Source organism: Tibeticola sp. (assembly GCF_022759015.1).
GTDB classification, from domain to species: Bacteria; Pseudomonadota; Gammaproteobacteria; order Burkholderiales; family Burkholderiaceae_C; genus Tibeticola; species Tibeticola sediminis.
In genome coordinates this window covers 1-12,119 of sequence record NZ_JAEMQB010000061.1, presented here as the reverse complement: position 1 = coordinate 12,119, position 12,119 = coordinate 1, and the positions used below count along the sequence as shown (strand labels likewise).

Sequence of the window (12,119 nt, the reverse complement as noted above, 5' to 3'; positions counted from 1 at the left end):
GCGACAGCGGCACCGATCTCCATGCCATCCTGCCCAAGATGGGTCCGCTCAATCCGCAATACCTCAGCACCAAGCAGCGCGTGTTCCAGAAAATCGCCGCGTTCGTGGAGAAGTTCAAGGGCGTGGGTGGGCCGATCTGAGGGCCGCTGCTTGGAACACTGGGCCGACTGCGCCAACATGCGCGCAGCCCGCTCAAGGCAGAAACAGCGCCTGCAAGTCGCTCAGGAAGTCGAAGCCGCGCTCGGTGGGGCGCAGGCCTTGCAGGTCGCGTTCGATCCAGCCGCGGCGCTCGGCTTCGGCGAGTTTCGGCTCGAGGGTCGACAGCGGCAGGCCGGTGCGCGCGGTGTAGCGGGCGAGGTCGAAGCCCTCGCGCAGGCGCAGCGCGTTGAGCATGAATTCGAAGGGCAGGTCGGCGCGGGCGACTTCCTCGGCCTGGGCGATGGGTGCGCCGGCCAGCGCGCGCTCCAGGTAGCGTTCGGGCTCGCGCCAGCGCACCTGGCGCACGATGCGGTGCGGAAAGCTGAGTTTGCCGTGCGCGCCCGCACCGATGCCGAGGTAGTCGCCGAATTGCCAGTAGTTCTGGTTGTGCACGCAGCGGTGGCCGCGCCGCGCGTAGGCGGAGACTTCATAGCGCTCGAGCCCGGCCGCCGCGGTGCGCTCGGTGATGCGGTCGAGCATGGCGTAAGCCAGGTCGTCTTCGGGCAGCGCGGGCGGGTGCTTGGCAAAGTAGGTGTTGGGCTCGATGGTGAGGTGGTAGACCGACAGGTGCGGCGGCGCGAAGGCAAGAGCCGTGGCCAGATCTTCGTCGAGCGCCGCGAGCGTTTGCTGCGGCAGGGCGTACATCAGATCGAGGTTGAAGGTGTCGAAGGCGCGGGCGGCCTCTTCGACCGCGGCGATGGCTTGCGCGCGGTCGTGCACGCGACCGAGCGCCTGCAAGGCCGCGTCGTTGAAGCTCTGGACACCGATCGAGAGCCGCGTGACCCCGGCGGCGCGGTAGGCGGCGAAGCGGTCGCGCTCGAAGGTGCCGGGGTTGGCCTCGAGCGTGACCTCGCAGTCCGGGATCAGCGGCAGGCGGGCGCGAATGGCGCTGAGCAGCCGCTCGATGGCCTCAGGGCTGAACAGGCTCGGCGTGCCGCCACCGATGAACACGCTGACGATGGGCCGGCCCCAGACCAGCGGCAGGCTGGCATCGAGGTCGGCCACCAGGGCCTCGACATAGCGGGCTTCAGGCACGGCCGCTGCCGCGTTGACTTCGGGCGCGCTGGGCAGGCGGCCCTGCGGTGCGGCGCGAACCAGGGTGTGCTCCGCGAGCGGGGCGGCGCGCACGGCATGCGAGTTGAAGTCGCAGTACGGGCATTTTTTCAAACACCAAGGCAGATGCACATAGAGCGACAACGGCGGCTGCTCGCGCAGTTGCAGCGTGCCCGGCCGCAAGTAGTGGGCGGCGACGTCGGACAGGGGTTCGGTCACAGCCAACGCTCGCGGATCATGGCGGCCATGGCGCGTGCGGCCTTGCCGCGGTGGCTGTGGGCGTTTTTCACTTCGACCGGCAACTCGGCGAAGGTACGGCCGAACTCGGGGATGTACATCACGGGGTCAAAGCCAAAGCCGTTGTGGCCCCGTGGCTCGCGCGCGATCTCGCCGACCACACGGCCGACCGCCACCAGCGGCTCGGGGTCGTCGGGCGAACGCACGCCGACCAGGGTGCTGACCATGGCCGCGCGCCGGTTCGCCTGACCCTGCATTTGCTCGAGCAGGGCACGCACGTTGTTCGCATCACCCTTTTCGTAGCCGAACTGGGTGGCGTAGTAGGCGGTGTCCACACCGGGCAGCCCGCCAAACGCATCGACGCACAGGCCGGCATCATCGGCCAGCGCGGGCAGGCCGCTGGCGGCGGCGGCGTGGCGCGCCTTGGCCAGGGCGTTCTCGAGGAAGGTGCGGTAAGGCTCGGGCGCCTCGGGGATGCCGAGTTCCCCTTGGCGGATCAGTTGCACCGGCAGATCGCCCAACATGGCCTGCAGTTCCGCCAGCTTGCCCGAATTGTTCGATGCGAGCACGATTTTCAAGGTTTTCCCCTTCTCCCCAGCATGAAATGGCCTTTAGTTGCTCTCGTTTTTGAAGCTCATACGCTGCAGTTCGAGCAACTCCCGGATGCCCTTCTCGGCCAGATCGAGCAAGCGGTTCATCTCGACGCGCGTGAACGGCACCCCCTCGGCGGTGCCCTGAACTTCGACGAAATGCCCGGCACCGGTCATGACGACGTTCATGTCGGTGTCGCAGGCGACGTCTTCGGTGTATTCGAGGTCGAGCAAGGGGGTTCCCTCGACGATGCCGACGGAAATCGCGGCAACCGGGTCGGTGATGGGGCTCTCGGTCAGTTTGCCTTCGGCCAGCAGCCGGTTGACCGCGTCCTGCGCGGCGATGAAGGCGCCGGTGATGGCCGCGGTGCGCGTGCCGCCGTCGGCCTGAATCACGTCGCAGTCCAGATGCAGCGTGCGCTCGCCAAGGCGCTTGAGGTCGAACACCGCGCGCAGCGAGCGGCCGATGAGCCGCTGGATCTCCTGCGTGCGCCCGCTTTGCTTGCCGCGCGCGGCCTCGCGGTCGCCGCGGGTGTGCGTGGCGCGCGGCAGCATGCCGTACTCGGCCGTGACCCAGCCTTCGCCGCTGCCCTTCTGGTGCGGCGGCACTTTGTCGAGCACGGAGGCGGTGCACAGCACCCGGGTGTGGCCGAACTCGATCAGCACCGAGCCCTCGGCGTGGATGGTGTAGCCGCGGGTGATGCGCACCGGGCGTAAGGCATCGGCAGCACGGCCGCCAGAACGAATGAATGTCGTCATCAAAGAGCTTCCTGTCGGTGAATCGGGACGAGCCCGCGCGGGGTCGGCCCGCTCCGAAGCGTCAACCTCTGCGGGCCGCGGATCGGCGGATCGCTTCGTTGATCTCGGCGATCGAGCGCTCGATGGCGGCGTCATCGAGTTCATCGGCCGAGGCATCGGCGGGGCCGGCCTGGATGGTCGATGCGAAGACGCCATCGGAAATGCTGTCGGTCGACACGCCGAACGCCGACTCGGCCGCGCCAGGCGTCTCCCACTCGAACGCAATCGCCGTGACATTGTCGCAACGGGCACCTCCGGCACGCAGGGCGCGCTCGACGAGATCGGGAACGGCCTCTGCGACCGGTGCCTGCGCAACGCCGGCCACGATGACCTCTTCGGGCAAAGTTCCCCACAGCCCATCGGAACACAACAGCAGACGGTCGCCCTGCAGCAGGCGTAAGGGCCCGCCGTGGTCGAAGATGGGGCGCACGGGCGAGCCCAGGCAGGTGAACAGGATGTTGCGGTTGGCGGTCGGCGGCCCACCGAGCGACTCGGACGCTGCGGGGTGCTCGGCGAAGGAATGGTCGCGCGTGCGGGTCAGCAACTGGCCGTCGCGCACGACATAAAGCCGCGAATCGCCGCAGTGGATCCAAAACGCATGGCCGTCTTGCAGCAAAGCCGCAACCAGGGTCGTGCGCGGGGTGTCGAGCATGCCTTTGTCGCCCGCATAACGCACAATCTGATGATGCGCGGCCATCAGTGCGTGCGTGAGGAAGGCGTGCGGATCGTCGACCGTGGGCCGTGCCTGGCGCTGGAACAAGGACGAGACGGTTTGCAAGGCCAGTTGGGCCGCCACCTCGCCCTCGGGGTGGCCGCCCATGCCGTCGGCCAGGGCAAAAAGGGCTGCGTCGCGCGTGTAGCAATAGCCCATGCGGTCTTCGTTGCGCTCGCGCCCGCCCTTGCGGCTGACCTGGAAGACGGAGAACATCATTTGATCTTCTTGCCGAATTCCGTCGCCGCCCGCAGACCCTTCTTGGTGTCGGTCATCAGGTTGTCGACCTGCAGCCGCACCTTCTCGCCCAGCGTGAGCCTGGTGTAGCGTCGCTCGCTCTCGCGGGCAAGTTCCTTTTGCAACGCAAACACGGACTGAGGCCGCGACAAGGGGTCGAGCGACATGCACCAGTCGACCACTTCGATCAGGTTGTCGGAATACACCCCGCGCAGCCGGGCGAGCGACAGCGGCAGCCGGTCTTTCTCCTGCCGCTGCGGCGCGTCATTGGGCGGATAGCCCTGCATGCACGCGTAGATGCACGCGCCAATGGCGTAAATGTCCGTCCACGGCCCCATGCTCGAATCGCGCCGGTACATCTCGGGCGCGGCAAAGCCCGGCGTGTACATCGGCCGGATGAAATTGCCTTCCTTCGACAGCACTTCGCGCGCCGCGCCAAAGTCGATCAGCACCGCGCGGTTGTCGTCGGTGATGAAGATGTTCGCGGGCTTGATGTCCAGGTGCAGCATCTTGTGCTGGTGCACGATGCGCAGCCCGCGCAGGATTTCGTCGAACAAGGACCGGATGGTCGACTCCCGAAACACCTTCTGTTTCTTGAGGTCGCGCGCCGTGACGATGTAGTCCTGTAGGGTCGCACCCTCCAGGTAGTTCATCACCATGTAGACGGTCTCGTTCTCCCGGAAGAAATTGAGCACGCTCACGACCGAAGGGTGCGAAATCTGTGCCAGCGACCGCCCCTCTTCGAAGAAGCTCTTGAGGCCCAGGCGATAGAGCGAAAGCTTCTCGGGCGCGACCTGCGGCAGCAACTCGCCCGGCGCGCGCGTGGCCAGCGAGGACGGCAGGTACTCCTTGATGGCGACATGCTGGCCCTCGGCGTCCACGGCGAGGTACACCACGCCAAAGCCGCCCGAGGAGACGCGGCGAACGATGCGGTAGCCACCAATGACGGTATCGGGAGGAAGGGGCGCAGGTTTGACCTTTGACATAATTCGCGGCGGCTCGACCTCGTGCAATGCGATGAGTACCCCATCTTGGCGAGGGATCCCGTCCCATGCCAAGCCCAACGCCAACAGCAGGAAAATCGAATGTCAGTTTACAGCATGACCGGCTACGCGAGCGTCCTGCACAACGGGGAAGATCCGCCCTCGGCCGAGGGCCCCTCTGTCTCCGCGCGCCCCCGGCTGAGCCTGGAGATTCGCTCCGTCAACAGCCGCTTTCTCGACCTGAGCTTCCGCCTGTCCGATGAACTCCGGGCGTTCGAGCCTGCCTTGCGCGAGCTGCTGACCCGATCCATCCGCCGCGGCAAGGTCGAACTGAGGGCGGGGCTGGACCGCTCCGCCGAAGAAGCCCTGTTCGACCCCACGCCCCGGCTGCTCCAGCGCCTGGGGGCGGCACAGGACAAAGTGCTGTCCTGGCTGCCCAAAGCCAAGCCGCTGAGCGTTGCCGACGTGCTGCGGCTGGCGGCAAACACGCCGGCTGGCAGCGACGAATGGCAGGCCGACGTGCTGCCGCTCGCCGAACGCGCCCTCGCGGCCTTCCTCGAAGCGCGGTCCCGAGAGGGCGAGCGCCTCGCCAGCCTGATGCGCGAGCGCTGTGCCGCGATCCGCGCACTCGCCCAGCAGGCCCAGCCCCTGATCCCCAAACTGGTCGAGCAACAGCGGCAACGCTTCATCGACCGCTGGAATGAAGCCTGCGGCCTGGCCGGCGGCGACCCTTCGAGCGCCGCGGTCCAGGAACGCGCGCTCAGCGAAGCCACGGCGTTTGCGCTTCGCATCGACGTGGCCGAGGAACTGGGCCGCCTCCTGTCGCACATCGAGGAAATCGAGCGACTGCTCGCTCAGGGCGGAGAGGTGGGCAAACGCCTCGAGTTCTTGATCCAGGAACTACACCGGGAAGCCAATACACTCGGCTCCAAGGCTTCCACCTTGGAACTCACGCGTATCGCGGTCGACATGAAAGTGCTGATCGAACAAATGCGCGAACAGGTACAAAACATCGAATGAACATGGACTGCGCCCCCTCGACTGCGCTGGACGCCTCAGCCGCGACGAGCGACTACCCCGGCAACCTCTTCGTCGTCGCCGCACCGAGCGGCGCCGGTAAGTCCAGTCTGGTCAAGGCCCTGCTCGAACTCGATGCTCAGGTCCAGTTGTCGGTCTCCCACACCACCCGCGCGCCCCGGGGGCAGGAACGCCATGGCCGGGAGTATTTCTTCGTTTCGGACGCCGAATTCGACGCCATGATTGCCGCAGGCGCGTTCGTCGAATGGGCAAACGTGCATGGCCATCGCTACGGGACCTCCCGCCGTGCCATCGAAGAGCGTATTGCCAGCGGCGCCGATGTGATTTTGGAAATCGATTGGCAAGGGGCTTTGCAGATCCGCCGCGCGTTCGCCAACGCGGTGCTCATTTTCATCCTGCCCCCAAGCTGGGAAGAGCTGCGTGCGCGACTGCTGCGCCGCGGCGAAGATCGACCCGAAGTGATCGCTCTGCGCCTGCGCAATGCCGCCGAAGAAATGGCCCATGCCCATGAATTTGACTACGTTATAATCAACGAAGTATTTGAACGCGCTTTGTTCGACCTCAAAGCCATCGTTCACGCGCAGCGCCTGCGCTACGTCGCCCAGCGACGCTTGCGCCCGGAGATCTTCTCCGCTCTGAACATTTCCTGATTCACCGAGACCACCATGGCCCGCATCACCGTTGAAGATTGCCTTCAAAAAATCCCGAACCGGTTCCAGCTCGTGCTCGCAGCAACGTACCGCGCCCGCATGCTGGCCCAGGGCCATACGCCCAAGGTCGAAAGCCGCAACAAGCCTGGCGTAACGGCCCTGCGTGAGATCGCGGCGGGCAAAGTCGGCCTCGAAATGCTCAAGAAAGTACCCATCTGAGCGTTCGAACTTCCGCCGCTTCGCCGCCCCATGCTGCCAGGCGAGAACCCCGAAGCGTCAGCCTAAGGCAACGCTGAACAAGTTCCCGTGATGGCACGCCCGCAGCTGCGATGCGCGGCGCGCGGGGGATTTGTTCAGCGTTGCCCGAAGCACCCCAAGGGGTGCTTTTTTCATAGCTAGCCGTTCTGGCAGTAAAGTCTCATCCTTATGAGCGCCGTCGTCCCCCCTTCTTCCACGCCGCCCTCGACCGAATCGAGGGGGCCTGGCAAGGCCCCGGCGGCCGCCAACGCAGCGGCGGCGAGCTTTGCAGCCCTGCTCGAGCGCCTGGACTATCTCGATCCTGCGGACATCGAGCGGGTGCGCCAGGCCTACCGATTTGCCGACGAAGCCCATCTCGGCCAATGGCGCCACAGTGGTGAGCCCTACATCACGCATCCCATCGCCGTCGCCGCCCAGTGCGCGCTGTGGAAGCTCGACGCCCCCGCCCTCATGGCAGCGCTGCTGCATGACGCCATGGAGGATTGCGCCGTCACCAAAGCGGACTTGGTCGAGCGCTTCGGCTCCTCGGTGGCCGATCTCGTCGACGGACTGACCAAGCTCGACAAGTTGCAGTTCACCACCCGCGAAGAGGGTCAGGCCGAGTCCTTCCGCAAGATGCTGTTGGCCATGGCGCGGGATGTGCGGGTCATCCTCATCAAGCTCGCCGACCGCACGCACAACATGCGCACGCTGGGCGACATGCCGCGATCCAAGTGGGCGCGCATTTCTTCCGAAACGCTCGAAATCTATGCGCCAATCGCGCATCGACTGGGCCTCAACGAAACCTACCGTGAGTTGCAGGACTTGGCTTTCCGCCATCTGCATCCATGGCGGTATGCCGTGCTGGCCAAGGCCGTGCAGCGGGCCCGCAGCCGGCGGCGCGACCTGATTGCCAAGGTGCAAGCGGAAGTGGAGCGGGCGTTTTCCGAGTTGGGACTGAGCGTGCGAATCAGCGGTCGCGAAAAGTCGCTTTATTCCATCTATCGGAAGATGGAGGAAAAGCATCTGAGTTTCGCTCAGGTCACCGACATTTATGGCTTTCGCTTGATCGTGCCATCGACCATCGACTGCTATACGGGCCTCGGCGCCTTGCACCAGCTCTACAAGCCAGTCCCCGGCAAATTCAAAGACTACATCGCGATCCCGAAGCTCAACGGCTACCAGTCTTTGCACACGACGGTGGTCGGGCCATCGGGCATCAACGTGGAGTTCCAATTGCGCACCCAGGCGATGCATGTGGTGGCCGAGTCGGGCGTGGCCGCGCACTGGCTTTACAAGAACAACGACAGCAGCGCCTTGAACGGAAACCGGCTCGGCACGCAGTGGCTGCAGTCGCTGCTCGACATTCAAGACGAAACCCGGGACGCTGCCGAGTTCTGGGACCACATCAAGGTCGACCTCTTCCCCGATGCGGTCTACGTCTTCACCCCCAAGAGCCAGATCCTGGCCCTGCCCCGCGGTGCCACCGCCGTCGACTTTGCCTACGCGATTCACAGCAACGTGGGCGACCATGCGGTCGGTGCGCGCATCAATGGCCTTGATTCGCCGCTGCGGGCTGAACTGAAAAACGGCGACGTCGTCGAAATCGTCACCAACCCCACCGCCACGCCCAACCCCGCGTGGCTGAGCTTCGTGCGCACGGGCCGAGCCCGGTCCAAAATCCGGCACTACCTCAAGACGATGGCGCAGACCGAGTCGGAGCGCCTCGGCGAGCAGCTTCTGGCCCAGGCCCTACGCGCCGAGGGCGTCGACCACGTCCCCGCAGACGATGAGGCGCACCAGGAGTTGTGGGAAAAACTGCTGCGCTTTACCGGCAGCCGCAGTCGCAGCGAGCTCATGGTCGACATCGGTCTCGGAAAACGGGTGGCCAGCATCGTCGCCAAACGGATGTTGGCGCTGCTCGACGAAAGCGGCGAAAAACCCGATGCCATTCTGTTGAGCCGCGAACGCTTCACCGCCCATGAAACGCTGTCGCAAGGAGCGGTCACGGTGGACGGCAGCGAAAACGCCTCGGTGCGTTTTGCGCGCTGCTGCCGGCCGGTACCCGGGGATGCGATCGTCGGCTATCTGGGCCGAGGGGAAGGCCTCATGGTCCACCGCGCGGAATGTCCAGCCGCCCGCAAGCTGTTGCAAAAGGACGCCGAGCGCTTCATCACCGTCGAATGGTCCGATGAGCCCACACGGGCGTTCGATGCAGAAATCGTCGTCACGGTGCGCAACGGCAAAGGCGTGCTGGCCAAGGTGGCCGGCGCCATCGCCGCAGCCGAAGGAGACATCACCCACATCGACATGGAAGACGAAAGCGCCATGGAGACGACCGATCTGCGCTTCGTCGTGGCTGTCCGGGACGAAGCCCATCTCGACAGCCTCATGCGCAGCCTGCGCCGCACCCCGCACGTGCTGCACGTCCGGCGGGCAATGGCGGGTGCGTAAGGGCAGCGGCCCGGTCCGTCAAGAGGACGAGGTCGTCCGCGCCTGCGGGTAGCTCACCTCGAGGATTTCGAGCATCCGCGTGCCGGCGGGCGTTTGCAAGCGGACCACGTCGCCCACGCGGGCCTTCAGAAGCGCTCGAGCGACCGGCGAAATCCAACTCACCTGCCCCTGGCTGTGATCCGCTTCGTCGATTCCGACGATGGTCACCGTACGCTGCTCGCCCAAATCGTCTTCGTACGTGACCGTCGCACCAAAGAACACTTCGTCGCGGCCATGGTGAACCGACGGGTCGGTGACGACGGCGATCTCCAGGCGCTTGGTCAGGAAACGGATGCGGCGATCGATCTCGCGCAAGCGCCGCTTCCCATAGATGTAGTCGCCATTCTCCGAACGGTCACCGTTGCTGGCCGCCCAATGGACGACATCGACGACGCGAGGCCGCTCCACGTCGATCAGTTCGAGCAGCTCGGCGCGCAAGCGTGCATATCCTTCGGGCGTGATGTAGTTTCGCGTGCCTGCGGGTAGGCCCGCCGCTTCGGGCTGCTCCGAATCGTCGGCCTCGGCATCTGGCTCTCGGGTAAATGCCTTGCTCATCGCAAACCTCGAACACAAAGGAAAAAGCCCTGAAACCGATCAGCTTCAGGGCTTTTTGTTTGGTGCGGCTGGCAGGAATCGAACCCACGACCCCCTGGTTCGTAGCCAGGTACTCTATCCAGCTGAGCTACAGCCGCGAAGCCCGCATTGTACAACAAAATTTCGCCCCGCCCGCCGCCACCCGATCGGCATGACGCATGCCTGTCAATCTTGCCAGGGGTGCTCGACACCAAATTGGATGAATGGGGCAACCTTGGCGTTGAGCGTCACACCATCAGCCTTCAGGGAGGCCCGAAGGGGGACGAGCGGCGGATGTTGCGGGCGAAAAAGATCGACAAACAGAGCCGCGCCCGTAGGCGAATCCGCCGGGAACAAGGCGGGCTCCACCAGCGAGGCAACAACCTGGCTTGGGAGCCCGCCCCTTGTTTCCATTGCACTGCCACGCGCTGCGACACCAGCCTTTGGCACAATGCGCAAACCGCGCAGATGCGCCGTCTCTGAGGTCCCCTTTGAGCCGCGAAGCCATCTTGAGCGCCGTCGGGACTGGGCACTGGTTTCGACATGCAGCTTGGGCCGAGGCATCACCCAGGAGTTCGAAATGACCGTCACCGTCCACATTGAACTGCAGTACGAATTCCAAGTGCACGCCCAGGCCGACGAGGTGTTCTCCGTGCTCTCCAACGTCCCCTTGTCGGTCAGCCACTTTCCCAAAGTGCATCGTCTCGTCGATCTGGGAGAGGGGGTCTATCAGTGGGAAATGGAAAAGGTGGGGACGAAGCAGGTCCACCTGCAAACCGTGTATGCCTGCAAGTATGTCAGCGACAAGGCCAAGCGAACGGTGAAATGGACGCCGGTCAAGGGCATCGGCAATGCCGAAGTTCGGGGCAGTTGGAAGATCAAGGACCAGAAAACATCCACCCAGGTCACCCTGAACATCGAGGCCGACGTCTCGGTGGCCCTACCCGCCCTGATGCGCGTGGTGGTCGAGCCGGTCGTTCGCAAGGAATTCGAAGACCTGGTCGATCAATATGTCGCCAACCTCATCGAGCGCTTCGGGGGCGAGGTCGAATAGACGATGGTCGACGAGGCGGTTGTCCCGTCTGGACGTGAACAATCTTGTGGATAAGCTTGGGCAAGCTCTGTAGTGAATACCCAAGTCTTTGATTTCAAAGGGCGGGCCTTATCCTGCCTAATTTTTTGGCAGCCAGACCGGCCGACTCGCCCGCCCGATCAGCGGCTGCTCGCCTGACGCGGGTGACGCTGCTGACGGCGCTCGACACGCTGCGCCTCGCGCTCTTGCCTGGCGCGATCTGCCTCGGCTTGCCACTGGACAAAACGCTCCGGGGTTTCCAGCGTGACGCGGCCCAAGGCTCCCGAACGAAAGTCGGCCAGCACCCGCTCGGCCGCCTTTTGTTCATCGACGCGTCCACCCGACTGCAAAGCACCGCGGCGTCGGCCGATTTCGGTGAGCAACTGGTCCGCTGGGGTTGCCGACACCTCCACGGGAGCGGCCAGTCCGAAGCGCTGCGCGAGCCGTTCGGGGTAGTCCGCGCGCAAAACATCGAGCAATTCGAGCGCGACCTCCACATCGTCATAGGCGTTGCGCCCGATCGCACCGCTGGCCGCCAGAAAGTAACCGCTGCGTTCGATCTCGATCTTGGGCCACAACATGCCAGGCGTATCGAAAAGGTAGAAGTCATCGGCCAGCAGAATCCGCTGCTCCATGCGCGTGATTCCGGCCTCATCGCCCGTCTTGGCCATCCGTCGTCCGCACAGCGCATTGACCAGGGTGGATTTCCCGACGTTGGGGATGCCGCAGATCAGCACGCGCAGGGGTTTGGCCAGCCCATGCCGACCAGGCGCCAACGCGCGGCATGCGTCGATCAGCAGCCGGGCGGCGGCGCGCTCTGCGGCATCCAGCGCCAGCGCCCCGGTTGCCGTCCGCGCGCGATACCAGTCCAGCCAAAGCGCGGTTCGGGCCGGGTCGGCGAGATCTTGTTTGTTGAGGACCATCAGCACGGGGCGATCTCCGCGCAACCGCGCCAGCAGAGGATTGGCGCTCGACCCGGGCAGGCGCGCGTCGAGCAGTTCGATCACGACGTCGATTTCGGCCATGCGCTCGGCAATCGCCTTGCTTGTCCGGTGCATGTGCCCGGGATACCACTGAACCGTCATCGTCTGTCCTGTTTCGCTAGGGGCTCAGAGGCTGAGAGGGAATTGGGCGTGCCCGAAGGGGCGCCCCAAAACGCGCCCGAGTAGGCGCAAAGCACAGCCGTAGCTCGGGCTACGGCGCGCATTTGCAACGCCCTCTGGCGTGTTTTGGGACGTCAAAGCGGGC

General features: G+C 64.9%; 12 protein-coding genes and 1 tRNA gene. 5 read left to right on the top strand and 8 right to left on the bottom strand.

Annotation, left to right across the window (positions count from 1 at the left end):
• Nucleotides 1-192: 192 nt before the first annotated feature.
• The 5 genes from hemW to JHC36_RS03705 all read right to left on the bottom strand — a co-directional run bounded on the left by hemW (nucleotide 193) and on the right by JHC36_RS03705 (nucleotide 4,811).
• On the bottom strand, nucleotides 193-1,476 hold the full coding sequence (gene hemW / locus JHC36_RS03725; protein ID WP_287916021.1) for a radical SAM family heme chaperone HemW: 1,284 nt from the start codon (nucleotides 1,474-1,476) through the stop codon (nucleotides 193-195).
• Nucleotides 1,467-2,066, bottom strand: a complete 600-nt coding sequence (gene rdgB / locus JHC36_RS03720) for an RdgB/HAM1 family non-canonical purine NTP pyrophosphatase (protein ID WP_287916018.1) — start codon at nucleotides 2,064-2,066, stop codon at nucleotides 1,467-1,469. The genes hemW and rdgB overlap by 10 nt, the downstream gene beginning before the upstream one ends.
• Nucleotides 2,067-2,099: 33 nt before the next feature.
• Nucleotides 2,100-2,837 (bottom strand): ribonuclease PH, encoded by a 738-nt coding sequence (gene rph, locus JHC36_RS03715; RefSeq protein WP_124223494.1) that lies wholly within the window; start codon nucleotides 2,835-2,837, stop codon nucleotides 2,100-2,102.
• A gap of 61 nt (nucleotides 2,838-2,898) precedes the next feature.
• Nucleotides 2,899-3,807: a PP2C family protein-serine/threonine phosphatase gene (locus JHC36_RS03710; protein WP_287916015.1), complete on the bottom strand. Its 909-nt coding sequence runs from the start codon at nucleotides 3,805-3,807 to the stop codon at nucleotides 2,899-2,901.
• Nucleotides 3,804-4,811 carry a serine/threonine protein kinase gene (locus tag JHC36_RS03705; protein WP_287916013.1) on the bottom strand — a complete coding sequence of 336 codons (1,008 nt, stop codon included), beginning with the start codon at nucleotides 4,809-4,811 and terminating at the stop codon, nucleotides 3,804-3,806. The genes JHC36_RS03710 and JHC36_RS03705 overlap by 4 nt, the downstream gene beginning before the upstream one ends.
• Nucleotides 4,812-4,910: 99 nt before the next feature.
• On the opposite strand from JHC36_RS03705, the gene JHC36_RS03700 reads away from it, so the two are divergent.
• The 4 genes from JHC36_RS03700 (at nucleotide 4,911) to JHC36_RS03685 (ending at nucleotide 9,187) form a co-directional block, all read left to right on the top strand.
• The gene (locus tag JHC36_RS03700; RefSeq protein ID WP_287916011.1) at nucleotides 4,911-5,828 is read left to right on the top strand and encodes a YicC/YloC family endoribonuclease; all 918 of its coding nucleotides are present in this window, start codon (nucleotides 4,911-4,913) and stop codon (nucleotides 5,826-5,828) included.
• 2 nt (nucleotides 5,829-5,830) lie between these two features.
• Nucleotides 5,831-6,496 carry a guanylate kinase gene (gmk, locus tag JHC36_RS03695; protein WP_124223485.1) on the top strand — a complete coding sequence of 222 codons (666 nt, stop codon included), beginning with the start codon at nucleotides 5,831-5,833 and terminating at the stop codon, nucleotides 6,494-6,496.
• Nucleotides 6,497-6,511: 15 nt separating this feature from the next.
• The gene (rpoZ, locus tag JHC36_RS03690; protein WP_124223483.1) at nucleotides 6,512-6,715 is read left to right on the top strand and encodes a DNA-directed RNA polymerase subunit omega; all 204 of its coding nucleotides are present in this window, start codon (nucleotides 6,512-6,514) and stop codon (nucleotides 6,713-6,715) included.
• A 207-nt stretch (nucleotides 6,716-6,922) separates the two neighbouring features.
• A complete protein-coding gene (locus JHC36_RS03685) occupies nucleotides 6,923-9,187 on the top strand; it encodes a RelA/SpoT family protein (RefSeq protein ID WP_124223480.1) in 2,265 nt (754 codons plus the stop codon).
• A gap of 18 nt (nucleotides 9,188-9,205) precedes the next feature.
• On the opposite strand, the gene greB is transcribed toward JHC36_RS03685, so the two are convergent.
• The gene (greB, locus tag JHC36_RS03680) at nucleotides 9,206-9,781 is read right to left on the bottom strand and encodes a transcription elongation factor GreB (protein WP_287916005.1); all 576 of its coding nucleotides are present in this window, start codon (nucleotides 9,779-9,781) and stop codon (nucleotides 9,206-9,208) included.
• A 60-nt stretch (nucleotides 9,782-9,841) separates the two neighbouring features.
• A tRNA-Arg gene (locus JHC36_RS03675) sits at nucleotides 9,842-9,918 on the bottom strand.
• 461 nt (nucleotides 9,919-10,379) lie between these two features.
• Here JHC36_RS03675 and JHC36_RS03670 point away from each other — a divergent pair.
• Nucleotides 10,380-10,853 carry an SRPBCC family protein gene (locus tag JHC36_RS03670; protein WP_287916002.1) on the top strand — a complete coding sequence of 158 codons (474 nt, stop codon included), beginning with the start codon at nucleotides 10,380-10,382 and terminating at the stop codon, nucleotides 10,851-10,853.
• 158 nt (nucleotides 10,854-11,011) lie between these two features.
• Here JHC36_RS03670 and ylqF read toward each other — a convergent pair whose 3' ends face one another.
• Entirely contained in the window at nucleotides 11,012-11,956 is a 945-nt protein-coding gene (ylqF, locus tag JHC36_RS03665; protein ID WP_287915999.1) for a ribosome biogenesis GTPase YlqF, read from the bottom strand.
• Nucleotides 11,957-12,119 lie beyond the last annotated feature (163 nt).